The sequence below is a fragment of the Paenibacillus sp. FSL H7-0690 genome (assembly GCF_037980415.1).
In the GTDB taxonomy this organism is placed as follows: Bacteria; Bacillota; Bacilli; order Paenibacillales; family Paenibacillaceae; genus Paenibacillus_AQ; species Paenibacillus_AQ odorifer.
In genome coordinates, this window is the sequence record NZ_CP150281.1 from 6,888,999 (window position 1) to 6,914,259 (window position 25,261).

Genomic DNA, 25,261 nt, shown 5'->3' on the forward strand with positions numbered 1-25,261 from the left:
TCTCACCCTATCGTTTCGATTTGGTCACATACTCCCGCAGTGGGAACGCAAGATCAATAATACCAATAATGCGCAGCGGCGGCAGTAAAATAACCGGTATCGCTAACAATACGGCAGACATCTTGTTCCATTTGCGTTCATGCGCCAGGAAGAAGAAAAATCCGATGGCCTGAATCATAAAGCCAATTCGCAGCAGTGGCAGAAGATTGGCAGAAATCATGAGGATGAAATTGTTCTCCGACCCTGAGAAGAAGAGCTGTAGAACAACACCAATCAGATAGTACCAAATAAACGATCTCGAAAGTCTCCATTCACGTGCAGGCTTCATCTTAGGTACTGCATAATTCATACTGTTCAGAATCGGGCGGGCAATAGAATGCGTAATCACAGCAATCATGAAGGAGCTTACGATTAGAGTCATAGGGATCATTTGAACCGTCATATGACTTATCTTGTTTACATCCTCAGTTGAAAATCCAATATCAGTGAGCAGAGGATTGGTAGTTCCGAGCTCAGACAGAGGTGAATTAACCATTTGCAATACATCGTTCACATAGGTAGACAGGTCAAAATTAAATAATGCCGTACCCAGCAGCAAAAGCAGCAGGAACTGTGCAAGAATCGTAACCGTACCTGCGATCACGGTAGACATGGCCGGGGCATGTCTTTTATACCAGCGCCCCATAACCAGAGCCGGTATTAAGAAATACGCAGCTATCAACAGATAAATTGGTGTAATCAAGCCTACAATCAGCAACACCGGCAATACATGCAGTACAAATTGTCTCGTGTTCAGTGTAGTAAACAACACTACTGCCGGAACAATCATAAACAGGGTAGTGATGATGAGGAGTGGAGTCGTTAAACTAAGCAGCAAAAGTAAGTATGCTACGCTCCAAGCCACAGATGACCAGCGAAATTTCAACAGTATTCACCTCTTACGCATATGTTCTTCTAAAGCAGATATATCTTGGTACCAATCTTCCAGTTGATGCCCTTCCTGCTTGTGCTTTCTAAGCTTCTCCAGTAGCAAGTCATCTAAAGAACGATAAGGAATCCCTAGTCTGCGGCCCAAAATATAAGAGCTCATAATCAAGCTAGCCAGACTGTCACCGACACGGGTAGTACTGCCTTCCCATAACGCTTTAAATAACCTTGAAACTTGATCAATCACTTCGGTTTTCAGCCATTCAATTACCTTGGCGCGCTTGGCTACATCCAGATCCTTCGGCACATTGGACACGTCTCTCTACCTCCGGCAAAAAGCTTTATTCTCCATTATAGCATAAAAAATTCGGTGTCACACTGGACGCCCCGCGCCCCTTAAGTATGCTTCAATCCATGCTGACTATGCCTCTTTTTGGAGAGGAGCTTTCTTTAAAAAAGACCCGCATTCCGTTATCGCCGGAAATACAGGCCTTGTTCCGATAGCTTCTATAACCGCGAATACACTGGGACTATAATGATTCCTGTGATTGTCTTGTTACAAATTTCTCGCAATATTCTATGACTTGACTCCGGCGAACAATTCCAATAAACCGGTTCATATCATCGACCACAGGTACAAAGTTCTGCACCTTAGCCAAATTAATTAGATCTTCCATATCCGCATCAATCGAGACCGGCTTGTTATTCATACGTAATGGAACGTCCTTCAGCAAAAATTTTGAAGCGTTCTCAAACGAAACCTTACCCTCCGACTCTTTCATGTACCAGAGCAGATCACCTTCCGTTACCGTGCCGGCATACTCTCCATTACGGTTAAGAATCGGGACTGCTGTATAGCGGTGAAACTCCATCCTCTCAAGCGTTTGGCGCAGCGTAGAATCGAGCGTTACGCAGGCCACCTCCTGTTTCGGAAGTAAAAAAAATGCAATATTCATCTCTTGATCCTCCTCAAAGAGTTCCGAAGGAATTACGGTTCTTTAACTTCCTTTTACTGCCATGCCAATGTGATTATACGTAGCAGCTAAATAATAGTTCCAACTCATTATAACATGAAGACAGTAAGCAGCAGCCATGAGAATGTGTATGGCTGCTGCAATTTATTTATATGAGTTTAGCTTTCCAATTAGAATTACTGCGTAACTGCTGTTGCTTTGGGCTCGAGTGCATTACTTGCTTTTCCCGGCTCAATCAGTTGATCTACAGGTGTTCCTGCATTCATCCAATTATCAATCAGCGCCTTAGCTTCGCGCAAGTCCTCTTCATCAACGATATCATAATAAAGTCCGTCAATACGTTTTCCTTCGCCCATTACCGTAAAGCTTGAGATATCCATATCTTTGCCGCCCATAAATTTCTTGGCCAGACTAATAATCATTGAAGGCTCAATATCGGTCTTAAAATTATCGCCCATAATATCCAGCAGCTTAGGAATATTGCCGATTTGGCTGATCGATAACATTTTATTAGCTACGACATCAATAAAAACCTGTTGGCGTTTGGTCCGGTTAAAGTCACTATCTTCACGGTAGCGTGTATAGTTGAGTGCTTCTTGACCGTTATAATTCGACTTTCCACCCTCGATCGTAAACTTTTCATGGTCCTTACCCTTGTTTACAATATCCTTCTTGATTGGCAGCGGAACGCCTCCAATAGCATCAACGGCATCCTTGAGCCCTTGAAAGTTAATGGTGGCATAATACTGAATATCATGCTCCAGCAGTGCTTCCAGAGTATCCTTAGCCATTTGCTGCCCACCAAAAGCATAAGCATGGGTAATCTTATCTTTTTTATTATCGTTATGCCCAATAATCTCGGTATACGTATCACGTGGAATAGAAATAAGCAGAATTTTGTAATCCTCAGGGCGAACAACAGCATACATCATAGTGTCCGAACGTGCGGTTTCATTGTCGCGTTGATCAGTCCCGAGCAGCATCAGCGAGAATGGATCGCTTTTGTATACAACCGGCTCTGGCTTAACCTTATTCTCATCCTTAAGTGGCTGGTAAGATTCTTCTTTCAGCTTGCTTTCTACCCGATCGGACAAAAAGAGGTCAAAGGCTAATACGGCCAAAGAATTCCGAAACAGAAAGCCTCCCGCTATAACAACGACGAGAACAATTAGCGCAATGTATCTTTTCTTTATTTTTTTCATCTTTGATTCCTTCTTTATTGTAGAATAATTACAAATACCATATATTTACAATGCCTCCTGATCGTTCTCAGGCAGTCATGGTTTTATTTCTCTCGGCGGCGAATTTACTGTCCCTTATTCCATTATCTTATTGTCCCCCCTTTCAGGAAATTCGGGTCATTCTAAATTATAGAAAAAAGTTTTTTTGCGTTTCTAAAATAATATGGGATAAAACAATATTTCTATTGTAATCACTAAATGGATAAAAAGAAACAACAAATACCGACATGAATAGGGAAAAAGCACCATACCAAGTAATAATTACTGGTATGATGCTCCAAATTTAACTTCGAATTCCAAGGGCATGTATAATATGTTTTACCCGTTCTCCATAATGTAAACCGCGGAAAAACCCATAATCGAACAATTTAGCAGCACCCTCAAATCGGCTGCCATAGGTCTCTGCCCCCATAACGACCGCAATAAGCCGGTGCCCCTCTCGCTGGGCTGATCCCGCAATACAATATCCCGTCTGGCTATCATATCCAGTCTTCAACCCATCTGCTCCATCGTATGCGTAAGCGCCGCCCATACCTGGAAGCATAAGGTTGCTATTACTAACATATAACCCTTTATCCTTTAATTGCATCTGTGTACGACCGGAAATATTCAGTACATCAGGATGATTATGGATTAGAGCAGCTGCCAATTTGGCTGTATCCCTCGCTGTCATCATCGTCTGGCCACCGATATGCGTAGGCTGACGAATGATACCAAGATCCTTGCTCGACAATCCAGAGGCGTTGGTAAATACCGTATTAGGAGATAAACCTAAACTACGTGCTCTATCATTCATCATAAGTACAAAAGAATCCTCTGATCCTGCCATATATTCTGCCAATGCAACTGCAGCATCATTAGCAGAATAGATGGTGATGCCTTCGAATAGCTCCCTTACTGTATAGAAATCTCCTCGTTTTAATGAGAGACTCATACCTCCCATTTGACTGGCGTAAGCACTAATAGGGACTCTATCCTCCCACCTAAGGGTTCCAGAGGTTATGTGATCCAGCACAATCATTTCAGTCATTAATTTAGACACACTGGCCGGTGGCATAGGCACATCGCCGTTTATATTGACCCATATGTCTCCACTATCCATATCTAGCAGCACTGCTGAACCCGCGTCAATATCCGGTTTAAAGCCCAGCTCGATAGGCCTCCACACCGTAATTAAGACAACGACTATCAAAGCTGCACCAGCCCATATCAATATCCGTCTCTTCATCGTTGTCATCCTCCATAATATATATGACGAATGAAACAGCAATTTGATTTCACTTTTTGCGTAATTTTTTTTATTTTTTTTAATTTAGTCCTTTATCCACCATTTATTAGGCTCAATTATGGAGCCCAAAGAATCAACACGCACACCTTGTAGACGTTTATTAACAGCAGTAATGCTTTCTCTTTCCGCAAAAAAGATCATTGGAACCTCTTCATTCACTAGCTTCTGCCATTCATAATAGATTTGTTGTCGATAATCTCTATCATATGCCTTCATACTTGTGCCATCGCGAATCAATTCTTCATTCCGCTCCGAGGACCAACGTGGGTAGTTCCACAAATCATTCTCCCTCCAGAGACCTGAAGGATCAGGATCATTAGCTAATCCCCATACCCCGTTAAACAACTCAATGGACGGATCATCAGCCTCTACTGCTTCATAGAAGGTGTTGAGCTCTTTTAACGCCCCACCATTAAGCTGCACATCGAGTCCCACATTTCGCCAATCCTCCAGAATAGCAGCAGTTCGTAACTCCGCTGAATGACTGCCTAGCATAGAATCATAATGAATAACTAACTTTTCTCCTTTTTGATCCTCACGCAGCCCATCTCCATCAACATCTACAAAACCAGCCTCATCAAGCAGCTGCTTCGCTTTTTCCGGATCATAGGGATACGTATTAATCTGACTGTCAGGGATCTTCGCCCAGCTTGCACTGGAAACCGGAGTTTCTATAGGCTTGCCTAACCCATGAGAAAATGATTGAATGATCCCCTCCCGATCAAGTGCATAATACATCGCCTGACGTAATCTTTTATCCGCAAATTTAGGGTTATCCATTACGATTTTTTCAGCTTCACTATCCCAATACCCAAATTTAAACCCTATATACTCATAAGCAAGCTCATTTGATTGTAAAATATTAATATTATCGAGTTCGCTCAGCTTTTCATAAGTATCTCGTGGGGCATTCTCTATATCAATTACGCCTTGTTCAAACAGGCTGATGATTTCCTTGTCATCAAATACCTTATACAACACACCATCCAATAAAGCCTTACCTTTATAGTATTGATCAAAGCGCTTCATCTCGACCCGCTGGCCAGGTTCAATAAGGCTCACCTCAAAGGGGCCAATCCCAATCGGATTTTTTCGCATCTGATCACTCTCAGGCATATCCTTAACAGCGACTCCAGTATAATATTTTTTATTCATCGGATACGGCCATAGATTATCAATCGTATTTACGCGGGCAGCTGTCATTGTTATTTTCAAAGTATAAGGATCTATAACCTTAAGACCTGTTATATTCTTCGCCTCACCCTTATGATAGGCTTCTGCACCTTGAATCATTTCCACACTATAATAACGCGATCCGGTGTATTCTGGACTAGCAATAGTCTCCATCGCAAATTTCCAGTCCTCTACGGTCAGTTCATCTCCATTATGCCAACGGATTCCCGGTTTAATTTTAAAGGTAAATATTCTATGATCCTCGGACTCCTGCCAAGTGGCGATATTAGGAACCGTTGATAAATCATCATCTATCGTAAACATGGCCTCAGTAATAAACTCCAGCACATGAAAGTCATCTTCACCTTCATAAAAAGCAGGCTCAAAGAAGCCCATAAACGGCGATGAGTATCCATAAGTAACTACTCCGCCAGTCTGTGGCTTTTCGACCACCTCATTGTGATGTAAAGATAATGAATTACTGCTGGTACCTGCTCTGCTGCATGCTGACAATACAGTAGTCATCACGAGCATTGTTAACAAGAACCCGCATATCTTCTTATTCTTCATGTGTTCCTTCCCTTCTCTAGTTGAACGTATATCTACATATAAGCTATGGAATAAATATTTACTGTAACAAAGTTTTAGAATGGTTACAATAACTTCTAAGCTTTAGGCCTATACTCCTGCTTGAATTTACGCATATTTCATAGTATTTATAAAAAAAGAGGGACCTACCTCATAGGCAGATCCTTTTATTACATTATTCTTCATCCTTATGCGTAATTCTCAGGCCTTCGACATGCTTACGCTGCATCAATTTCCGCTTTTTACGGGTATCCTTGCTCTCAAAAATTATATCAAAGTCATATTCCTCAGGATACAGCTCATCTTTGGATAGATATGGTTTTAAACGTTTATGATTAATCCGCATTTTTTGCTTCTGGATCATCACTCCGACCATTCCTAAGTGATCTCTTTTCTCATAAACAATGCCTATCCGCCCTAGTGAAGTTACAAGAACAGCATCACCAATTTCATATTGGGTCTGCTTCTCCTTATCGCTCAGTGATTCAACAGACTTTTCTTCTTTTTCAGAATCCTCTATAACAGGTGCAGTCTTCCCTTTCTCTCCCTCTTTGCTAAAAAGACTTGCCCATGCCGACCCATCACCTTTCTGCAGCCTTTGCTGCTGCGCCTCAACGATCTCCCACGATCGCTTGATAACGTTATCCTGGATACCCAGCTTTTTGGCAATTTGCAGAGCGTAACTCTCCCCCGCTTCTCCGATAGTCAGACGATACAACGGCTGCAGCGTTTCTTTGTCGAATTCCATTCGTGCATTTTGAAAACCGGCTGTCGCAGCGGCAAAGGCTTTTAGCTCATTAAAATGGGTTGTGACGATAATATTGGCCCCTTTACGGTTCAGCTCTTCCAGAATGGCGATTGAGAGGGCGATTCCTTCACCAGGGTCTGTACCTGCCGCCAGCTCGTCAATGAGCAGCAGCACCCCTTTAGAGGCATCTCTCAGCATTCCCTCAATACTCTTCATTTGTGCCGAAAATGTACTGAGTGATTGGGCCAAACTTTGTCCGTCTCCGATTACACTGATCACATCCGTAAAGACCGTAAACTCACTCCCCTCCTCGACCGGAATCAACAACCCGGATTGAGCCATGAGGGTCAGCAGCCCGAGGGTCTTGAGCACCACCGTTTTCCCGCCTGTATTTGGACCTGTAATGATTAGGGATTTATATCCCTTCCCTATCTCCAGGCTAATTGGAATCATGCCCTGCAGCATGGGATGTCTGCCTCCGTTCATCCTTAGAAAACCCCTATCATTTAGAGTAACCTCAGATGCTCCCAGCGTTCGTGCATACTTTGCTTTGGCAAAAATAAAATCATAGGTACCTGTAACCTCGATATTTAGGCGCAGTGCAGTTTGTTCCTGTTCTACCATGCTGGTCAGCATACTGAGGATCACAGCTTCTTCACGCGCCTCTTCTCCTAATAACAAATCCAGCTCAATCTGCATGGAGGCGATCTCATCTGGTTCGATGAACACCGTCTGTCCACTTGTGGATTGATCAAGTACCGATCCCTTTATTTGCTTATGATACTCGCGCTTTACGGGGATAACGTAACGTCCACCACGCTGACTATAAATATTCTCTTGCAAAATCGATTGATGGCGCGTCATGATCCCGTCAATTTTTTTATGAAGACGTTCTTTAGCTACGGCAATCCGTTTACGAACCCGCTCTAACCCCTTACTAGCTCCATCATCAATCGCCCCAAAGCGGATACAACGATCAATTGCTTCCCGCACATGATTTAATTCCAGTAGCGAGGAAGCATAAGCAGCAATCCGGGGAGCACTTTGCTCTTTAGAAGCCATATATTTGCGCAATTGACTACAGCTCTTTAGAAATGTAGCCACTGCAGTGAAGTCTTGCTCACTGTACAAATATCCAGTCCCCATTAGTGACATGATCCACTCAATCCCCTCTAATGAAGGAATCGGTACACTGGACCCCCGCTCGAGCAGCTCTTTAGCTTCAGACGTTTCCTCCATCGCTCTTTGAATCGAAGGCAAATAGGTCATAGGCATAAGCTCTTCTACAGTTTTCTTTCCTACATAAGATACCGCATGACGGCTAAGCTCGGTTTTAATAATTTCGTATTCCAACGTGTTTAGACTTTGTAAATTCACAGCAAATCCTCCTTATTGATCTAACTTTTTTTGGAACTAAATCTCCCTAACGCAAAAAGGACAAAGAATGCCACTATGGCAGTCCTTGCCCTTCTTTTTATGCTATTGTTCTCTGGCGTCTTAAGGTCCCCATAAAAGCCAGGGTGGCCGAAAAACAAAAAAACCGTGCTCTAAGAGCACGGTTAATTACAAAGAGAACAACAGCCGTAAAGAGGCCATATGACGCTTCGTGTGTTCTTAACTAAATCATCCACTGTTAGGAACAACAGACCTCTGCGCGAAACGAACTCAAATAGAGCACGTAAACGCCAAAAGACGAGCCTGCTAAAGCCTTCCTACTCCAGTGTTATGAAATTGCTAGTTAAGAACGGTCACCAACATCAATATTTCCCCTTTTGTTATAGGATAGCTGTAATTTAACACATTCCAGATGGAACGTCAACGTAATCCACACGCTGGTTTTTCACAACAAAAAAGCAGCCGGTTTCCCGACTGCTTCTATAAAACGTCCTATTCCGTTGTGTAAGGAAGCAACGCGATTTGACGCGAGCGTTTTACAGCAATGGTAAGAGCGCGTTGGTATTTTGCACTTGTACCTGTTACACGACGTGGCAAAATCTTTCCACGTTCGCTGATGAACTTCTTAAGAAGTTCAGTATCTTTATAATCAATGTGAGTAATCTTGTTCACAGTGAAAAAGCAAACTTTTTTACGCTTGTTGCGTCCACCACGACGTGCTGGTCTTTTGTCGTTGTCAGCGCCTTCTCTTGGTTTAAAAGCCATATTCTTTTCAGTCCTTCCTAATTAAAATGGCAAATCATCATCCGATATATCAATCGGTTTACCATCGCCCGAAAAAGGATCTTGAGTATTGTTGTTACGCGAGAAATTATTGTTGTTATTTCCGCGTCCAGCGTTACCACCGCCACCATATGCTGGCTCTTCAGGCATACTACTTGCACCACTTGAAGTATTTCCACCTTCACGGCTTTGTGAAGATTCCAGGAAACGAACATTATCAGCAATAACTTCAGTTACGTATACACGTTTACCTTCGTTATTCTCATAGTTCCGCACTTGGATGCGTCCTTCCACTGCTGTCAGACGACCTTTGCGCAAATAATTGGCACAGGTTTCTGCTAGCTGTCTCCAGGTAACAACCGGGATGAAGTCTGCCTCACGTTCACCGTTCTGGCCCGTAAAGTTACGATCTACGGCAAGCGTAAATTGAGTTACGGCAACACCAGCGGGAGTATAACGAAGTTCCGGGTCACGGGTCAACCGTCCGATCAAAATGATACGGTTCAACAATTCTGGTCCCCTCCTTTAGAGCGATTCATTACAAAGCTTGTCAAGATCTTAAGCAACGTCGTTCGTAATGAGATAACGAATAACTTCGTCAGAAATCTTCATAAGACGTTCTAATTCAGTAACTACTGCAGGTTCTGCATTGAAGTTAACCAAAACATAAACGCCATCACGGAATTTCTTGATCTCATACGCAAGACGGCGTTTACCTTGCACTTCGTGCTTTGTAATTTCCCCGCCATTGGAGATGATGCCTTGGAATTTATCGACTGCTGCTTGAACAGCTTCTTGTTCAATGTCAGGACGAATAATGTACATCACTTCATATTTGCGCATAATTTTCACCTCCTTATGGTCTGAGGCCCCTAATCACGTCAGGAGCAAGGAACGAGCACAAACATAGACTCGCACCTGATTAATATACCAAAACGAGCAGCAGAGTGCAAGCAATATTAATACCGGACAACCTTCCACCCTCTTTTTACATGAAAAAAACCCTACCTGCGCACAATAATCGGTGAATTCATCTGCACTTAAGGAAGGAGCGATAATGATGGGCGAAAAGACAGAATATGAAAAAGGCGACAAGGCCCCCAATCCAGGCATGTATACAGAGGTAGGTGAAGCGCGAAGCTTCCATACCGAAATTCAGAATCCACAGCATATTAAAATGGAAAAAGGGGACACCTTCCCCGAGACCAGTAACAAAAATCGGAAGTGGAAAAAGGTTGAAAAAGCACGTGTACATTAAATAAAAATAAATGTGTATAAAAAAAATGACATTACACATACTATACTCAGGCAGTACAAAAGAGAGGTGTGGTTCCGTTGGCCGTCGTAGACGAACACAATCACAGGATATCTGATTCAGCATCTATTGTTAGCTGGGAATAGTAGTGGGTTATTGTCTAAAAAGCAGTAACCTCAGCAACGCCTAAATCACTTTAGTCGCTATATACAGAGAAATTCCAACATCATTGATGTACTGCCTCTTGAAGAAGGACCCGAAAGGGCCCTTCTTTTTGCATGTTATGATCTTTTGCAAACAGCTCAGTGGACACAAAAAAACCTCCGTTACAGGAACGAAGGATTCATTAAAATGTTATATTATGCTGAAGTGGCGGAGAGGGTGGGATTCGAACCCACGCACGCTGTGACACGCCTAACTGATTTCGAGTCAGCCCCCTTGGGCCTCTTGGGTACCTCTCCGCAGCAAAAATAATTGTATCATGCAGACATGCCATTTGCAAGCTTAATTATTGTCTGTATTTCCCTCTGCTGAACGCAGTACCTTCTTCATATTCTTCTCGAATTTCGCCCGGGGAATCAGAACACTATGCTGACATCCTGTACACTTAATGCGGATATCCATCCCCATGCGAATGATCTCCATCTCATTAGAACCGCAAGGGTGCTGTTTCTTCATCTGTACAATATCTCCAAGCTGAAAAACTTTACGTTCCACTACCCTTCCCCCTTTTTCCCCTCTTGTGTCGCTGCGATTTGGCGTCTTGATCCAGTGTCAGGCGTATCCGATACTTCCTGCTCATTTTCTGCTTTTGCCAGTTCAATTTCAGCCTTTGCTTCTTCTTCTTCTGCCTTCAAACGCGCTTCCTCTTCGGCTTGAGCAGCTTGGGCCTGCTCTAGACTGCTTAGTTTCTCTAGTGCCTGCTTAATATCATTCTGAATCTGTCTCTCCGCAACCTCTTTTGCATTAGGTAAACAGCTAGCCGCTATACGAATTACATATTCCGAAGTACTCATGGACTGTATACCGAGCACATTAGGATAAGCAAGAACATTAGAGTTACGCTCTTCTATTCCTTTTAGCGCTTCTCCAATCAAACCTAGCGTGGCCTCCAAGCTCCGCTCCATTTTTACAGGAACATCAACTACAGCCAATGCATTCGAGAGAGAATAATTGGTTACGTTCGTGATTAATCCATTCGGGATAATAAATACTTCTCCAGTTGTGCTTAACAGTCTGGTTGTTCGCAGTCCGATTAATTCTACCGTTCCTTTATAGGTCCCCGTTTGAATTACATCACCCACTGCAAATTGATCCTCTAAAATAATAAAGAAACCTGTAATAACATCCTTCACCAAACTTTGTGCCCCAAAACCCACTGCTAAACCAAGCACACCCGCTCCAGCCAACAATGGTGCCAAATCGAAGTGGAACTCAGAAAGCACGAGCATGATCATCACAAAATTACAGATAACTGTCACTACATTTTTCATCAATTCCCCAACCGTAGTAAACCTTCGTGTGTTGGACAGAAGTCTGCCACCGGTTTTACGCTCAAGCGAACGATCAATAATATTAGAAACAATTTTAATAATAACCCGGGTTAAGAGAAAAATAACAAGAATCCGTAGACCCGCAAATAATACATCCGCCCACATATCAGCATCGGTAAACCAATTCCACACCTTATCTTTAAAGCGAATGGCATCTTTTAATGTATCCGCACCGGGTGTATCAGCCTCCAGTATCCACATATTCATCGCATGTACTCCTCCCTACCCCTAAATCAGTATGTAGTTCTCGTTGTGTTTTCCGTAGATGCCGCGTATTTCTATTTCTTGCTCAACTATAATTCTTTTTACCTCTTCCAGCGCATTTTGAAAAAACTGAATTGAAATTGCACAGCCTGCGGTGATCTCCTTCGGAGTTGGAAATATATCAATTTCTATTTCAGCATACTCAAGCAGCATTTCAGCACGAAGCGCCTGCTGGGTGGAGTCAAACGCTATTAACATCTCATCCTGCATATACGTCAAGCCTCTCCATAGGTTTATCGTCCTATCTCTTGCTGCTGGAGTATAAAACCCCTCTTCTATCCATATACTAGATACCAACAAATAGAATCACCCTTAGAAAGGAAGATGGTATGAACTCCTCATCCAAGGCTACAGCAGCGCAAGAAACGTCCTGTTTAAAAATATCACATACAGATCCCGATATCTATTCCGCAATTACTCATCGGCTACTTTTTCACTTTTCACGCACGCGTCCAGAGACTCAAATTATCGTCATCTGTGTAGGCACTGATCGCTCCACCGGAGATTCTCTCGGTCCTCTTGTTGGTACTGCATTATCCCGTTTTCATAGTCCATTGTTTCATTTATACGGTACCCTTGAAGAACCGGTTCATGCCGTCAATCTTGAAGAGACTTTGTCTCTAATTAATGAAAAATATAATAACCCGTTTGTCATCGGAATAGATGCCTGCTTAGGTCACTCTACTAGTGTTGGCTGCATCCAAGTCGTTGAAGGTCCCCTCAGACCAGGGGCTGGCGTAAATAAACAATTGCCGCCGGTTGGAGATATCCATTTGACTGGAATCGTTAATGTCGGCGGCTTTATGGAGTATTTCGTATTGCAGAATACACGGCTAAGTCTAGTCATGCGATTATCTGATATTATCGCTACAAGTCTATATTCTGCTCTAAAACAATGGAACCTGCATGCTACTTCTGCTGCAACGCGAGAGTTATAACTTCTTTTTCTTCAGGCGATAAGGCATATTGTGATTCCCCATTTTGCATAGGCTTGGAGTAAATATATGAGTTCTCACGATTATGAAGGCTGGTTAATACAATGCCACTGCTATTGTCATCCAGAATAGCCACCGAGAAGCTCAAATCATTACCACGTTCACCGAAGGCATTATAACGCTTCAGAGCGATATTTGACTTCATGCCGCGGATTTTGACTTGGGTAGCTTCTATCAACGCTTTTTGCTCACGTTGTTCTTCTTCCAGCATGTCGCTTTGGTTCTTCAGATCAACCAGAAGGCCTTCCAGATCCTCCACACCGCTTCCTGCCATCATGGCCTCATATTTGCGCCGTATAGTCCGCAGCTTAGCTCCCTGGGCGATTACAGTCACTATCAATACTAGCATAATTACTACGAAACCAAACACAAACCACTGCAACTGTTCATTAATTAATTGATTCATTTCAGACATGAATGGACCATCCTTTTTATTTATCTGCTGCGGGCATCAGCCATATAACTCATCCATAGCAGCTAGCATTCTGCTTATATTATGCTCTGTTGTATCTACGCCTACACTCGCCCGAACAGCACCACTTTCTAGTGTATCAACAGCCTTATGTGCCAGTGGGGTACAATGCATACCCGCTCTGACGGCTATTTTATACTCACGATCTAGACGGTGGGCTATATTCGCCGATTCTTCCCCATCCACTACAAACGACACAATTCCAGTTCTCGGAGCCCCTAATGTGGGCCCTAACAGTTTAATGTTTGGAATATGGGACAAGCCCTCCATCAGCAGTTGAGTCAGCTTCCACTCTCTTTCGTGGATAACGTTTGTCCCTATCGATTTTACCTTTTGAACACCGGCTAGTAAACCAGCAATTCCTACCGCATTTTGCGTTCCCGCTTCATACCGATCTGGGCGAACAGAGGGTTGTTCACTATTCTCAGATTGACTGCCTGTCCCTCCATGCATTAAGGGCTCGAGATCCAATTCAGGTGATATATAGAGCCCACCAGTCCCTTGTGGTCCAAGCAATCCTTTATGCCCGGGAAAAGCTAATAAGTCAATATTCATCTTTTTCACATCAATATCAAGCGAGCCTGCACTTTGAGCAGCATCCACTAGAAATATAGCACCCTTTGCTTTAGCTAGATCCCCGATTTCACCAATGGGAAGTATACTACCTAATAAGTTGGAGCTATGATTACAAATTACCATTTTAGTGATTGGTCGAAACGCTTTGTCCAATTCGTTCAAATCCAATTGCCCTTCTCGATCCACCTTCAGATAATCAACACTTATCCCTAGTGACTTACGTAAATATTCCAAAGGTCTCCGCACAGAATTGTGTTCAGTCATTGTAGAGATTACATGATCCCCTGCTTTGAGTGTACCTCTAATCGCCATATTTAATGCCATCGTAGTGTTTTGGGTAAACGCTATGTCTTGTGCATTAGAAACCCCAAACAACTCCGCCAGCAAACTCCGGGCTCTCACCAACACCCGTCCGCTTCCCATGGCCAACGAATAATTCCCTCTACCAGCATTTGCTCCCGACTGCAAAGCATTCATCATCGCAGCTGCCACCTCTGGAGGTTTAGGCCAGGACGTAGCCGCATGATCCAAATATACGAAGTCTTCCATAACCCCGCTCCTCGTCTCATACTCTTTTTCATTAAGAAGAAACAACGTTGTCGCCCTTTATTGATAATAACCTTATTTGTAGAAAATATAAGAATAATATTCAGCTGCACTTTATACATCCTTATATTTTGAAAAAACATACCCCTACTCATCCGATTACGGATAGCTCAGGATATGTTCTTGGCATAGATACCCATTTAGTTACCCAATAATTCTAACAATCTTTCTAAGTCCTGCGCACTGTAGTAATTCAGTTCAATCTTCCCTTTTTCCTTACCTTGTTTTATCTTAACCGTTGTTTTAAACCGTTCACGTAATACTTCCTCTACATTATCAATATAGGGATCACGTTTAACAACTTTAATCTTTGTACCGTTCGTTGGCTTTCGATCCAGATTTTTCACTGTTTCTTCAAGCTCTCTTACGCTCCATTGCTGTTCCACGCATTGTTCAGCCAATTGTTTAATAACTTCCGGATCTTTCAGGGCAACAATAGCTCGTGCATGTCCCATAGACATTGTTCCACGTGAAACATATTCTTTTACTTCTTCCGGTAAAGTAAGCAATCTTAGGAAGTTAGCGATGTGTGATCTGGACTTTCCAACTTTAAGTGATAGCTCTTCTTGTGTGAGTGAAAATTGATCCATCAAACCTTGATAAGCAACTGCGATTTCCATTGCATTTAAATTTTCACGTTGCAAGTTCTCAATCAGGGCGATCTCCATGACCTGTTGATCACTTAGATTTCTTACGACTGCTGGAATCGTAGGTTTACCACAATATTGCGATGCCCTGAATCTGCGTTCACCGGCAATGATTTCATACCCCTTCAAAACACTCCGTACAATGATCGGTTGAATCACGCCATGTTGTCTGATGGACTCAGCCAATTCCTGGATTGCTTCTTCATTGAAATCCTTGCGTGGTTGATAAGGGTTAGCCCGTAATTGAGCTAATGGGATTTCTACTACCTTATCATCTTCATTAATAGATAAAGAAGGAATCAGAGCATCCAGACCTTTTCCTAAACGTTTACTCATAAGAAATCACTTCCTTTGCCAACTCTAAATACACTTCTGCTCCCTTTGAGCGAGGATCATAAGTAATAATGGATTGTCCATGAGACGGTGCCTCACTTAAGCGGACATTCCGAGGAATGATAGTTCTGTAAACTTTTTCCTGAAAATACTTTTTAACCTCTTCGATGACTTGGATCCCTAGATTCGTACGGGCATCCAACATGGTTAATAGTACTCCCTCTATTTTTAAATGCGGATTAAGATTTTTTTGTACTAGACGCACGGTGTTTAAAAGCTGACTCAACCCTTCGAGCGCATAATATTCACATTGAATCGGAATGATTACCGAATCAGCAGCTGTAAGGGAATTGATCGTCAAAATCCCAAGGGATGGAGGACAATCAATGATGATATAGTCATAATTATTTTTAACCGCATTTAGGGCTTTTTTCAATTTCAACTCTCTGGAAATCGTTGATACTAATTCGATCTCCGCCCCCGCTAATTGAATGGTTGCCGGGATGATGTGAAGTCCTTCATTTTGAGTTTCAAGTATCGTTTCTAGAGGATTTACTTCATTAATGAGAATGTCATATATACAATTCGCTACGTCCGCCTTGTTGATGCCAACGCCGCTGGTAGTGTTACCTTGAGGATCGATATCAACTAGAAGCACTCTTTTTCCTAATGTAGCCATACCGGCACCTAGGTTCACAGAGGATGTTGTTTTACCGACACCGCCTTTTTGATTTGCTATGGCAATAATCTTGGACACTAATTTCACCTCGAATAGTTAGGAAGAATCTTCTCGTAGATCGCAAGTATAAACGGCCAAACTATGTTACTTTATATGAGCTAAAACTCTAAAATGCAGGACTGAGCAATACATCCTGGTTTAAGTCACACAAAAGGCGGCCAATCACTTTAAGGCCGCCTTCAGCTTTTGAAACAATTTATCTTTTGGGGATCTGGATTACAATCTCGTAATGGTCACCACGGTCATTTTCTGACGTTTTGATTTCCATACCTGAGCCTGACACCATATCAATAGATTGACGAATTGTATTAAGAGCTAGACGAACATCCTTGGTATAGGAGACCCGTTTTGACTTTTTAGTTTGCGAAACTTGTTTATAGAAAGCAATACGAGCTTCCGTCTGTTTAACATTTAATCCTTTTGCAATAATCTCTGCCAAAACTTTTAATTGCATTTCCACACTATCCAGTGATAAGAGTGAACGCGCATGTCTTTCGGAAATCTGACGTTCCATCAACGCTGTCTTAACCTCTTCAGGTAAGTGGAGTAAACGAATCTTATTCGCAATAGTCGACTGACTCTTGCCTAAGCGTTGTGCTAAGCTTTCTTGTGTTAATTGATGAAGATCAATTAACTTCTGATAAGCGACAGCTTCTTCTATGGAGGTCAAACCTTCACGCTGTAGATTTTCTATGAGCGCAATAGATGCAGCCTGAGAATCATTGAACTCACGGACAATAGCAGGGATCGTCTCTAAACCAAGCTTTTTAACTGCCCGCCAGCGCCGTTCACCTGCGATGATCTCATATATGGAATCTCGCATACGTACAACAATAGGCTGAATGACACCATGAGTTTTAATTGTCTGACATAACTCATCAATTTTGTCATCATCGAATATAGTCCGTGGTTGGTAAGGACTGCTAACGACCTCATGAACTGGTATTTGTTTGATTTCTTCTCCGCTGCTCCGCTCGTTAAACCCAAATAGCTTGGTAAATTGTTCTTTCATTCCGTTCATAACCACCTAATTTCGTTATAGTACGATCTTCTTGACCTTCTTCACGGAAAGCATATCGTACAGCAATCTAAAACATTCTGATATTATGGAATTACCTGTAATGAACAGGCATCATAATCTCTCCTTCTTTCGAACAAGAGTACAGAGAAGGAGTTATATACAAAATTAAAGTCTACTATGCTATTCTATCACTTTTCTCCACATAATCATATTCTCCGTAAAGACCTATTTTTCCTGCATTTTTACAGGTGCAACAACCAAATCAGCTTATAAATCTAATTTTCATCTAATTTGATATTTATCGATTTTTGTTATCATCATCTTCATAAAAAAAGAGCATCCCCTTTGTTCAAAGAGAATGCTCCTAAAGGAACTTTGAGTATCGGCAATGTTTCACGTGAAACATTATTTCATCAATGGCATTTTGGCAGGAATTCCCGCTTTTCTTGGGTATTTAGCTGGTGTTGCTCCTGTCTTCCGGATCATAACAATATGTCGATCCGACTCCTCCACTGGTAAGCTGAACGACTCCACTTTGCTGAGTTCAGCACGAAGCTCTTTTAAGCTGTACTTAGCTTCGCTTAATTCCTCTGAGGGATCGCTGCCCTTCATTGCAGCGAACACCCCATCTTTGCGTGTGAAGGGAAGACAAAATTCATTCAATAAAGACAGTCTTGCTACCGCACGTGCTGTAACCAAATCATAGGCATCACGATGAGTGAACTTGCGCGCGACATCCTCTGCCCGCCCATGGATCAATTGTACATCAGTTAATCCCAATGTCGTACTTACATGCTGCAGAAATGAAATTCGTTTATTGAGCGAATCAACAATCGTTAGCTTCAAATGAGGAAAACATATTTTAAGTGGGATTCCTGGAAACCCAGCTCCTGAACCGATATCTGCGAGATTGGTGATCTCGTTAATATCAAGGAAAAAAGCTAATGAAATAGAATCATAGAAATGCTTCGTATATACCTGCTCTCGCTCAGTTATACCCGTGAGATTCATTTTTTCATTCCAGGTTACGAGTTCCTTATAATACAGATCAAATTGTGCTAACTGTTCTGCTGTAAGGGATATGCCTCGTTCCTGTAATAGTTGTGTGAATTGAACTTCCGTATTATCCATAGCTTATCCTTTCGCCGCGGTTACCCGGTTGTAATGCTCAAGATATACAAGAAGAATGGAAATATCAGCAGGTGTAACTCCCGCAATCCGAGAAGCCTGCCCGATAGAGATCGGGTGAATCTTAGTCAGCTTCTGCCGCGCTTCCATCGCTAATCCATGGATTTCATTATAATTAATGTCATCTGGAATTTTTTTCTTCTCCATCTTTTGCAGGCGCTCCACATGTTGAAGTTGTTTTTCTATATATCCGGCATATTTAATTTGGATTTCTACTTGCTCCTTCATTTCTGCATCCAGCATCTCTGGTGATGGTGATACTTGATCAACAAAACTATATACAAGCTCTGGGCGCCGCATCAGAACAAGCAAATTACTGCCATCTACAATAGGTGCCGATTCATATTGCGCTAGTACTTGGTTTACATCAACAGGTTTAACCTTTGTTTCTTGCAGACGAACAATTTCACGCTCCACCCGTTCTTTCTTATCTGTGAAGTTATCGAAACGCTCCTGTGTGATCAAACCAATGTCATAACCGATAGGTGTAAGTCTTAGATCTGCATTGTCATGGCGAAGCAACAAACGATATTCTGCACGTGAAGTAAGCAGACGGTAAGGTTCATTCGTTCCCTTAGTCACGAGATCATCAATGAGTACACCAATGTATCCCTGTGAACGATCTAGGATTACGGGTTCTTTGTCTTGCACTTTGCGTGCTGCATTAATTCCAGCCATAACCCCTTGGCCTGCTGCTTCCTCATAACCGGAAGTGCCATTGATTTGTCCAGCAGTGAACAGACCTGGAAGACGTTTGGTTTCAAGAGATGGCCATAGCTGTGTAGGAACCATTGCATCATATTCAATAGCATAGCCGTTACGCATCATCTCTACCTTTTCCATACCAGGAATGGAACGTAAGATAGCTAGCTGTACATCCTCAGGAAGACTAGTGGACAGACCTTGTACATAGTATTCCGATGTATTTTTTCCCTCTGGCTCTAAAAAGATCTGATGCTTAGATTTATCACTGAATCTTACGACCTTATCTTCTATAGAAGGGCAATAACGTGGGCCAGTTCCTTCGATAATACCTGTGAACATCGGCGCACGATGAAGGTTATCATTAATAATCTGATGAGTAACCTCAGAGGTATACGTTAACCAACAAGGAAGCTGTTCGTTATCGGATGATTTCGTTTCGAACGAAAAGAATTTCGGTTCATCGTCCCCTGGTTGAATTTCTGTCTTAGAGAAATCGATCGTATCACGATGTACACGTGGTGGAGTACCTGTTTTAAAACGAACCAATTCAAACCCAAGCTCCCGTAAGTTCTCAGAAAGCTTCACGGATGGCTGTTGATTGTTAGGTCCACTTTCATATGTTAGCTCACCCATAATCACTTTACCACGCAGGTAAGTACCTGTTGTCAGGATAACAGTCTTACTATGGTATTCGGTTCCGGTCTTCGTAACTACACCTACACAACGTCCATCCTCAACGATTAAACGCTCAACCATCCCTTGACGAAGTGTCAAATTAGGCGTTTTCTCCATAGTTTCCTTCATTGTATGTTGATAAAGGAATTTATCAGCTTGTGCACGTAAAGCATGTACAGCTGGTCCTTTACCTGTATTCAGCATACGCAGTTGAATGAATGTCTTATCTATATTGCGGCCCATTTCTCCGCCAAGCGCATCAATTTCACGCACTACATGTCCTTTGGCAGGTCCGCCTATGGACGGATTGCAGGGCATGAATGCAACCATATCCAGGTTAATTGTGATCATTAACGTACTGCAACCCATCCGGGCTGCAGCCAGTGCTGCTTCACAGCCAGCATGACCAGCGCCAATGACGATAACGTCATAGTTGCCTCCATCATAACTCATGTCCTGTTTCCCCCTTGAAATTATATTAAATCGTGAATCTTATTTTCCTAAACAAAATTGTGAGAATATTTGGTCTAACAAAGAGTCAGCTGCAGTATCGCCAATTATTTCCCCAAGCTGTTCCCATGCGAGCCGTACATCGATTTGAATCATATCAATCGGTATATACTGTTCTGCAGCATCGTATGCATCTTGAAGTGATTTATAGGCTTTTTTGAGCAGGGCTATATGTCTCACATTACTCACATATGTCAAGTCACCCGATTCCAGCTTTCCACCAAAAAAGAGTGTCGAAATGGCATCTTCAAGTTTGTCTAGACCTTCCTCTTCCAGAACGGACATCGGTACAATGTTAGACTCTTCAAAAAATGAGTGCAACTTATCCTTATCCAGTTTGGGCGGTAAGTCCATTTTATTCATGATTACTAGGCACTGTCTACCGTGGATTTGTTCCATCAATGCCAATTCATCCTCATGCAGCTCTTCATTAGCATTCAGCACAAGTAGAATCAGGTCGGCGTCACTAACTGCCGCTTTGGAGCGCTCCACCCCAATTTTCTCAACAACATCCATCGTTTCACGAATTCCCGCTGTATCGAGCAGCTTAAGCGGTATATTATTTATCGTTATAAATTCTTCTATTACATCACGTGTTGTTCCTGGAATATCTGTTACAATCGCTTTGTTATCACGCGCTAATGCGTTTAGCAATGATGATTTACCAACGTTCGGACGTCCGACAATAGCTGTCGTAATCCCTTCACGAAGTATTTTTCCTTCATTAGATGTCTTAAGCAGCTTTGTTATTCCCTCCATAACCTCACTGCTTTTATCTTTAATAAATTCAGCTGTCATGGATTCTACATCATGTTCTGGATAATCTATATTCACTTCAATATGAGCCAGCATCTCAATAAGTGTATGGCGTAAAGCATGAATTCGATCCGATAAGGATCCGCTAACCTGTTTTAAAGCTACAGAAAAAGCCCGGTCAGACTTAGAGCGAATCAGATCAATAACAGCCTCAGCCTGCGATAAATCGATACGTCCGCCCAAGAAAGCACGCTTGGTGAACTCCCCCGGCTCGGCTAACCTTATCTCCTGCTGCAGAAGTAAGTCCATCACTCTTCTTACAGAAATTACACCGCCATGAGCACTGATCTCTACTACATCCTCTGTCGTAAAAGAACGTGGTCCTTTCATAACGGTTACCAACACTTCTTCCATCTTCTCTCCGTTATCAGGACTGACGATATGTCCGTAATGAACGGTATGCGATTCCGCTTCAGTTAATGGAACTCGGCTACGAAATAATGGTGCCACTTGGGAAATAGCCTGTGGGCCACTTACCCGAATAATAGCAATTCCTCCCTCGCCTAATGCCGTCGATACGGCAGCAATGGTGTCACTAAGCATGCTGTTTTTCACCCCAAAACTTATATTTTTTGAATAGAAACGTTCTTTTATTTTTAAAAAAACAATGACCCCTTACATTGGTCAAGGAGTCATTGCATCCATATAGTCTTTACTTCAAGGTTATAACGACGCGGCGATTTGGCTCTTCGCCTTTACTGAGGGTACTCACTTGCCGGTGATCCTGTAACCTGGAGTGGATAATCTTGCGCTCCTGAGGAGACATTGGCTCCAATACAACCTCTTTACGAGTGCGAATTACACGTCCGGCTAAACGATCAGCCAGCTCTTCAAGCGTTTTTTTACGGCGCTCACGGAAGTTCTCTGCATCTAACACAAGCCGTATAAAACTGTCGGAATAACGGTTAGCTACAATATTAGCCAAATACTGTAGAGCATCGAGAGTTTGTCCTCTTCTGCCAATTAACAGTCCCAAATCTGGACCGGAAATTTGCAGAATCGTGGATTCCTTGGTGTGGACGATTTCTACCTCCACTTCGAGCCCCATGCTCTTAGCGACATCCACAATGAAATGAACGGCTTCTTGGTAAGCTTCCTCCACCGGTTGTCCGGAATCTTGGCGTGGCACACCGCCGATGGCCTCCTGTTTGCTCTCTCTTGCTGACTGTTGAGGCAGTGACGGAGCACTCGCCGCTGATGCCGGTGCGGCTTCGGCTATCAAGGTTAGTTCAACCTTGGCACCTTTCGCACCGATCAATCCCAGGAATCCTCTTGATGGCTGCTCAAGTACGTTGACCGTTACCCGGTCCTTTTGAACTCCAAGCTGGGTTAGTCCCCGTTCTACAGCTTCTTCAATGGTTTTCCCTGTTGCGACGACTTTGCTCATTTTGACTTTTTGGCTCCCTTCGATGACTTGTTGCCGCCTTTGCTCTTCGGAGCAGGACTGGAGTCATCTGTACTTTTTACAGCACTTGCGATTGCCAATTTGTGTTTATCGTTGTTGCGGTATAAGAAGTAGTTCTGAATAATAGTGTAAAGGTTACTATACACCCAGTATAGTGGCAAGGCTGCAGGGAAATTGTACGACATAACGAAGATCAGAACTGGATAGATCATCATCATGAACTGCATTGGCCCTTGTTGTTGCACTGGGTTCATTTTGGTCATCATTCTAGTTTGAATAAATGTTGTTAATGCTGCTAGCACTGGCAAGATAAACAGATGATCCGGTTTACCTAGCTCCAGCCACAAGAAGGTGTGCTCCCGTAGATGTGGATTATAGTAGATCGAGTTGTAGAGAGCGATAAAGATAGGCATTTGTACGATCAGCGGTAAACAACCCGCCATTGGGTTAACCTTATTTTCTTGGAACAAACGCATTGTTTCTTGCTGCACCTTTTCAGGTGTGTCTTTATATTTTTTCTGGATCTTTTGGAGTTCCGGTTGAATGGCTTGCATTGCACGCGAGCTCTTCACCTGTTTAATAGTAAGCGGAAGAATCAACGTGCGGACAATTATAACCATCACAAGTACGGCTAAACCATATTCTCCGTTAAACCAATCTGCAAACTTGTCCAAGGCAATGGCGAAATAATACACTACATTACTTTGCCAGAAGCCTCCATTCTTCAAATCCTCCGTAGTGTGCGTGACAGCAGTCGACGGAGCGCATCCCGACAGAACAGCTAACGACAACACCATTACCGTGATGAGGAGAAACCATTTTCCTCGTCTAGTCTTCATTAGAGACACTTCAAAACCCCTCTCTTAAACATTCCATTCCACCGTAAATCATACCATAATTATGAATACAAATAAACAAGCCTCTTAAGCACCCTTTATTTGCGGGAAGCCTTGAGTAGCTTGGCTTTACGAAGCACATGCAGCACACTTTTTTCGAGCTCTGCATACTCCATGGAAAGCGCTCCTTTTCTTACGATAAACACCATGTCTAAGCCACCTGCAATCTCAGGTTCATGGTGACGGACGATTTCCTTAACTAATCTTCTCATACGGTTACGGACAACCGCGTTTCCGACCTTTTTGCTAACAGACACACCTACTCTAAATCGCTCTACCTCTTTTTTGCCAAACCAATACACTACAAATTGATGATTCGCAAATGACTTCCCATGGCGGTATACACGACTGAAGTCGGCACGGTTTCGTAAACGTAACTTTTTGTGCACGGGAATCTCCTTCATAAAAATCCGGTTTAAGTGTCCCTCCGAATTTTTTCTTCTAATAGTATAGGCATTTGCAAGCAGCCATAAACGACCACATTTGCTGTGCTGAAATTAAGCTTCTATATATAGTAGGAAAAATAATTTCAACTTCTCACAAAATATTTCTCAATATACGTTAAATAGCCCCGCAAAGTGTAGCTAGCGCATTAAGCGAGATCCTAGACTTTTGCAGAGCAATAATAATAAAAAGCAGTAAAAAAAGACCACCGCAGTGGTCCCTTAGTGGCCTAACTTACGCACTCAAAACTTTTCTGCCTTTCAAGCGGCGAGCTGCCAGCACTTTACGGCCGTTTTTCGTGCTCATTCTTTTACGGAAACCGTGAACCTTACTACGTTTGCTCACATTTGGTCTAAATGTCGGTCTCATAATTGCACCTCCCTTACAGGAACTTAATTACTGTCATATAAGCAGAAACGGACTAAGCCGTCCTTATAGTAGGGACAGTATCTACAAGAATTATCATTTTTATATATCGAGACATATCCTTACAGAAAACACCTTTATATATTTAAACATATTTTATGAGCAAAAGTCAACCTAGTAACCGGCTTGTTCCTCCCCCTCAAGCTCAGGTGTTTATCCACAACTCTCCCCAGGAAAAAAGTAATCCACAAGATATGACAGTTATCCACCTGTGATCAAAAAATAAAGTCGACTACTCACAGTTGAGCACAACCTGTGTATAAAATTATCGAACCTTTGGCGTAAAGTGTCGAACCGTAAACAAATTATCAACAATATGTAGTGGTGTTCCTAATAATTGTACACAAGTGCTTGAATTTGTGGATAAAATAGCCCTGCTCATTGAAAAACAAGGGGCGTTTTGCTATGATGGTATTACTTTTGAATGTGAATAGATTTGTTTGTTCTCTTAATTATCAACAAGCTGTGGATAAAGTTGTGAACAAATCAAATTTATCCATATTTTTTTGTCTCTTCATATTGCCTACTGGGGATAAATATCAGCACCAACCTATTTTCTTCGACATTTCCACTTCATGGCTGATGCCACATTTGGAAGATTTAAAGGAGTGACAGTCT

27 protein-coding genes and 1 tRNA gene are annotated in these 25,261 nt (G+C 42.5%); 2 read left to right on the top strand and 26 right to left on the bottom strand.

Features of this window, described 5'->3' with window-relative positions:
• Window positions 1-7: 7 nt before the first annotated feature.
• From MHI32_RS30330 to rpsF, 10 genes are all read right to left on the bottom strand, one after another.
• Window positions 8-925: a DUF2232 domain-containing protein gene (locus MHI32_RS30330; RefSeq protein ID WP_076124314.1), complete on the bottom strand. Its 918-nt coding sequence runs from the start codon at window positions 923-925 to the stop codon at window positions 8-10.
• Window positions 926-931: 6 nt separating this feature from the next.
• A complete protein-coding gene (locus MHI32_RS30335; protein ID WP_170914153.1) occupies window positions 932-1,234 on the bottom strand; it encodes a MazG-like family protein in 303 nt (100 codons plus the stop codon).
• Between the two features lie 223 nt (window positions 1,235-1,457).
• Window positions 1,458-1,883, bottom strand: coding sequence for a CBS domain-containing protein (locus MHI32_RS30340; protein WP_036677795.1), 426 nt, complete (start codon window positions 1,881-1,883; stop codon window positions 1,458-1,460).
• A 194-nt stretch (window positions 1,884-2,077) separates the two neighbouring features.
• Complete coding sequence (locus tag MHI32_RS30345; RefSeq protein WP_076099795.1) at window positions 2,078-3,103, bottom strand: LCP family protein; 1,026 nt, start codon at window positions 3,101-3,103, stop codon at window positions 2,078-2,080.
• Window positions 3,104-3,425: 322 nt separating this feature from the next.
• On the bottom strand, window positions 3,426-4,370 hold the full coding sequence (locus MHI32_RS30350) for a D-alanyl-D-alanine carboxypeptidase family protein (protein ID WP_036677789.1): 945 nt from the start codon (window positions 4,368-4,370) through the stop codon (window positions 3,426-3,428).
• Window positions 4,371-4,454: 84 nt separating this feature from the next.
• Window positions 4,455-6,173, bottom strand: coding sequence for an oligopeptide ABC transporter substrate-binding protein (opp4A, locus tag MHI32_RS30355; protein ID WP_076278205.1), 1,719 nt, complete (start codon window positions 6,171-6,173; stop codon window positions 4,455-4,457).
• Window positions 6,174-6,366: 193 nt separating this feature from the next.
• A complete protein-coding gene (locus MHI32_RS30360) occupies window positions 6,367-8,316 on the bottom strand; it encodes a DNA mismatch repair protein MutS (protein WP_340011685.1) in 1,950 nt (649 codons plus the stop codon).
• A 510-nt stretch (window positions 8,317-8,826) separates the two neighbouring features.
• Complete coding sequence (gene rpsR, locus MHI32_RS30365) at window positions 8,827-9,099, bottom strand: 30S ribosomal protein S18 (protein WP_036651767.1); 273 nt, start codon at window positions 9,097-9,099, stop codon at window positions 8,827-8,829.
• A 21-nt stretch (window positions 9,100-9,120) separates the two neighbouring features.
• Window positions 9,121-9,627 carry a single-stranded DNA-binding protein gene (ssb, locus tag MHI32_RS30370; protein WP_036677780.1) on the bottom strand — a complete coding sequence of 169 codons (507 nt, stop codon included), beginning with the start codon at window positions 9,625-9,627 and terminating at the stop codon, window positions 9,121-9,123.
• A 48-nt stretch (window positions 9,628-9,675) separates the two neighbouring features.
• Window positions 9,676-9,960 (bottom strand): 30S ribosomal protein S6, encoded by a 285-nt coding sequence (rpsF, locus tag MHI32_RS30375; protein ID WP_036677776.1) that lies wholly within the window; start codon window positions 9,958-9,960, stop codon window positions 9,676-9,678.
• 217 nt (window positions 9,961-10,177) lie between these two features.
• Here rpsF and MHI32_RS30380 point away from each other — a divergent pair, with 217 nt between their 5' ends.
• Window positions 10,178-10,375, top strand: a complete 198-nt coding sequence (locus MHI32_RS30380) for a YjzC family protein (RefSeq protein WP_036677774.1) — start codon at window positions 10,178-10,180, stop codon at window positions 10,373-10,375.
• Between the two features lie 367 nt (window positions 10,376-10,742).
• Here MHI32_RS30380 and MHI32_RS30385 read toward each other — a convergent pair.
• The 4 genes from MHI32_RS30385 to MHI32_RS30400 form a co-directional block, all read right to left on the bottom strand.
• A tRNA-Ser gene (locus tag MHI32_RS30385) sits at window positions 10,743-10,833 on the bottom strand.
• A gap of 43 nt (window positions 10,834-10,876) precedes the next feature.
• The gene (locus MHI32_RS30390) at window positions 10,877-11,089 is read right to left on the bottom strand and encodes a DUF951 domain-containing protein (RefSeq protein WP_036677772.1); all 213 of its coding nucleotides are present in this window, start codon (window positions 11,087-11,089) and stop codon (window positions 10,877-10,879) included.
• Window positions 11,089-12,132, bottom strand: coding sequence for a mechanosensitive ion channel family protein (locus tag MHI32_RS30395; RefSeq protein ID WP_076181708.1), 1,044 nt, complete (start codon window positions 12,130-12,132; stop codon window positions 11,089-11,091). The genes MHI32_RS30390 and MHI32_RS30395 overlap by 1 nt, the downstream gene beginning before the upstream one ends.
• A gap of 21 nt (window positions 12,133-12,153) precedes the next feature.
• Window positions 12,154-12,399, bottom strand: a complete 246-nt coding sequence (locus MHI32_RS30400) for a DUF3343 domain-containing protein (protein ID WP_076124321.1) — start codon at window positions 12,397-12,399, stop codon at window positions 12,154-12,156.
• Between the two features lie 119 nt (window positions 12,400-12,518).
• Between MHI32_RS30400 and yyaC the strand changes: the two genes are divergently transcribed.
• On the top strand, window positions 12,519-13,127 hold the full coding sequence (gene yyaC, locus MHI32_RS30405; protein WP_036677770.1) for a spore protease YyaC: 609 nt from the start codon (window positions 12,519-12,521) through the stop codon (window positions 13,125-13,127).
• Here the strand turns inward: yyaC and MHI32_RS30410 are convergent.
• The 12 genes from MHI32_RS30410 to rpmH all read right to left on the bottom strand — a co-directional run bounded on the left by MHI32_RS30410 (window position 13,099) and on the right by rpmH (window position 24,586).
• Complete coding sequence (locus MHI32_RS30410) at window positions 13,099-13,599, bottom strand: DUF4446 family protein (RefSeq protein WP_036677768.1); 501 nt, start codon at window positions 13,597-13,599, stop codon at window positions 13,099-13,101. The two genes, yyaC and MHI32_RS30410, sit on opposite strands and share 29 nt — an antisense overlap.
• 36 nt (window positions 13,600-13,635) lie before the next feature.
• Complete coding sequence (locus MHI32_RS30415; protein WP_340011686.1) at window positions 13,636-14,781, bottom strand: aminotransferase class V-fold PLP-dependent enzyme; 1,146 nt, start codon at window positions 14,779-14,781, stop codon at window positions 13,636-13,638.
• A 197-nt stretch (window positions 14,782-14,978) separates the two neighbouring features.
• Entirely contained in the window at window positions 14,979-15,821 is an 843-nt protein-coding gene (locus tag MHI32_RS30420) for a ParB/RepB/Spo0J family partition protein (RefSeq protein WP_036677764.1), read from the bottom strand.
• Window positions 15,814-16,575 (bottom strand): AAA family ATPase, encoded by a 762-nt coding sequence (locus MHI32_RS30425; RefSeq protein WP_036677762.1) that lies wholly within the window; start codon window positions 16,573-16,575, stop codon window positions 15,814-15,816. The genes MHI32_RS30420 and MHI32_RS30425 overlap by 8 nt, the downstream gene beginning before the upstream one ends.
• Before the next feature lie 178 nt (window positions 16,576-16,753).
• On the bottom strand, window positions 16,754-17,569 hold the full coding sequence (gene noc, locus MHI32_RS30430) for a nucleoid occlusion protein (RefSeq protein WP_036677760.1): 816 nt from the start codon (window positions 17,567-17,569) through the stop codon (window positions 16,754-16,756).
• Between the two features lie 414 nt (window positions 17,570-17,983).
• Window positions 17,984-18,709, bottom strand: a complete 726-nt coding sequence (rsmG, locus tag MHI32_RS30435; protein WP_094903359.1) for a 16S rRNA (guanine(527)-N(7))-methyltransferase RsmG — start codon at window positions 18,707-18,709, stop codon at window positions 17,984-17,986.
• Window positions 18,710-18,712: 3 nt separating this feature from the next.
• On the bottom strand, window positions 18,713-20,599 hold the full coding sequence (gene mnmG / locus MHI32_RS30440; protein ID WP_036677754.1) for a tRNA uridine-5-carboxymethylaminomethyl(34) synthesis enzyme MnmG: 1,887 nt from the start codon (window positions 20,597-20,599) through the stop codon (window positions 18,713-18,715).
• Window positions 20,600-20,638: 39 nt separating this feature from the next.
• Window positions 20,639-22,015, bottom strand: coding sequence for a tRNA uridine-5-carboxymethylaminomethyl(34) synthesis GTPase MnmE (gene mnmE, locus MHI32_RS30445; protein ID WP_340011690.1), 1,377 nt, complete (start codon window positions 22,013-22,015; stop codon window positions 20,639-20,641).
• 109 nt (window positions 22,016-22,124) lie between these two features.
• Window positions 22,125-22,859: an RNA-binding cell elongation regulator Jag/EloR gene (gene jag / locus MHI32_RS30450; RefSeq protein ID WP_036677749.1), complete on the bottom strand. Its 735-nt coding sequence runs from the start codon at window positions 22,857-22,859 to the stop codon at window positions 22,125-22,127.
• Complete coding sequence (locus MHI32_RS30455; RefSeq protein WP_036677747.1) at window positions 22,856-23,725, bottom strand: YidC/Oxa1 family membrane protein insertase; 870 nt, start codon at window positions 23,723-23,725, stop codon at window positions 22,856-22,858. The genes jag and MHI32_RS30455 overlap by 4 nt, the downstream gene beginning before the upstream one ends.
• Before the next feature lie 86 nt (window positions 23,726-23,811).
• Window positions 23,812-24,162 (bottom strand): ribonuclease P protein component, encoded by a 351-nt coding sequence (gene rnpA / locus MHI32_RS30460; RefSeq protein ID WP_036677842.1) that lies wholly within the window; start codon window positions 24,160-24,162, stop codon window positions 23,812-23,814.
• A gap of 289 nt (window positions 24,163-24,451) precedes the next feature.
• Window positions 24,452-24,586 (bottom strand): 50S ribosomal protein L34, encoded by a 135-nt coding sequence (gene rpmH / locus MHI32_RS30465; protein ID WP_036677745.1) that lies wholly within the window; start codon window positions 24,584-24,586, stop codon window positions 24,452-24,454.
• Between the last annotated feature and the right edge of the window lie 675 nt (window positions 24,587-25,261).

Coding starts and splice junctions, on each gene's coding strand:
- MHI32_RS30395 (WP_076181708.1), bottom strand. CDS start 12,132: ATGAATATGTGGATACTGGAGGCTGATACACCCGGTGCGGATACATTA.
- rsmG (WP_094903359.1), bottom strand. CDS start 18,709: ATGGATAATACGGAAGTTCAATTCACACAACTATTACAGGAACGAGGC.
- rpsF (WP_036677776.1), bottom strand. CDS start 9,960: ATGCGCAAATATGAAGTGATGTACATTATTCGTCCTGACATTGAACAA.
- MHI32_RS30410 (WP_036677768.1), bottom strand. CDS start 13,599: ATGTCTGAAATGAATCAATTAATTAATGAACAGTTGCAGTGGTTTGTG.
- mnmE (WP_340011690.1), bottom strand. CDS start 22,015: ATGCTTAGTGACACCATTGCTGCCGTATCGACGGCATTAGGCGAGGGA.
- MHI32_RS30345 (WP_076099795.1), bottom strand. CDS start 3,103: ATGAAAAAAATAAAGAAAAGATACATTGCGCTAATTGTTCTCGTCGTT.
- noc (WP_036677760.1), bottom strand. CDS start 17,569: ATGAAAGAACAATTTACCAAGCTATTTGGGTTTAACGAGCGGAGCAGC.
- jag (WP_036677749.1), bottom strand. CDS start 22,859: ATGAGCAAAGTCGTCGCAACAGGGAAAACCATTGAAGAAGCTGTAGAA.
- MHI32_RS30340 (WP_036677795.1), bottom strand. CDS start 1,883: ATGAATATTGCATTTTTTTTACTTCCGAAACAGGAGGTGGCCTGCGTA.
- MHI32_RS30400 (WP_076124321.1), bottom strand. CDS start 12,399: ATGCAGGATGAGATGTTAATAGCGTTTGACTCCACCCAGCAGGCGCTT.
- MHI32_RS30415 (WP_340011686.1), bottom strand. CDS start 14,781: ATGGAAGACTTCGTATATTTGGATCATGCGGCTACGTCCTGGCCTAAA.
- MHI32_RS30350 (WP_036677789.1), bottom strand. CDS start 4,370: ATGAAGAGACGGATATTGATATGGGCTGGTGCAGCTTTGATAGTCGTT.
- mnmG (WP_036677754.1), bottom strand. CDS start 20,599: ATGAGTTATGATGGAGGCAACTATGACGTTATCGTCATTGGCGCTGGT.
- MHI32_RS30420 (WP_036677764.1), bottom strand. CDS start 15,821: ATGAGTAAACGTTTAGGAAAAGGTCTGGATGCTCTGATTCCTTCTTTA.
- rpmH (WP_036677745.1), bottom strand. CDS start 24,586: ATGAGACCGACATTTAGACCAAATGTGAGCAAACGTAGTAAGGTTCAC.
- yyaC (WP_036677770.1), top strand. CDS start 12,519: ATGAACTCCTCATCCAAGGCTACAGCAGCGCAAGAAACGTCCTGTTTA.
- rpsR (WP_036651767.1), bottom strand. CDS start 9,099: ATGGCTTTTAAACCAAGAGAAGGCGCTGACAACGACAAAAGACCAGCA.
- opp4A (WP_076278205.1), bottom strand. CDS start 6,173: ATGAAGAATAAGAAGATATGCGGGTTCTTGTTAACAATGCTCGTGATG.
- MHI32_RS30380 (WP_036677774.1), top strand. CDS start 10,178: ATGGGCGAAAAGACAGAATATGAAAAAGGCGACAAGGCCCCCAATCCA.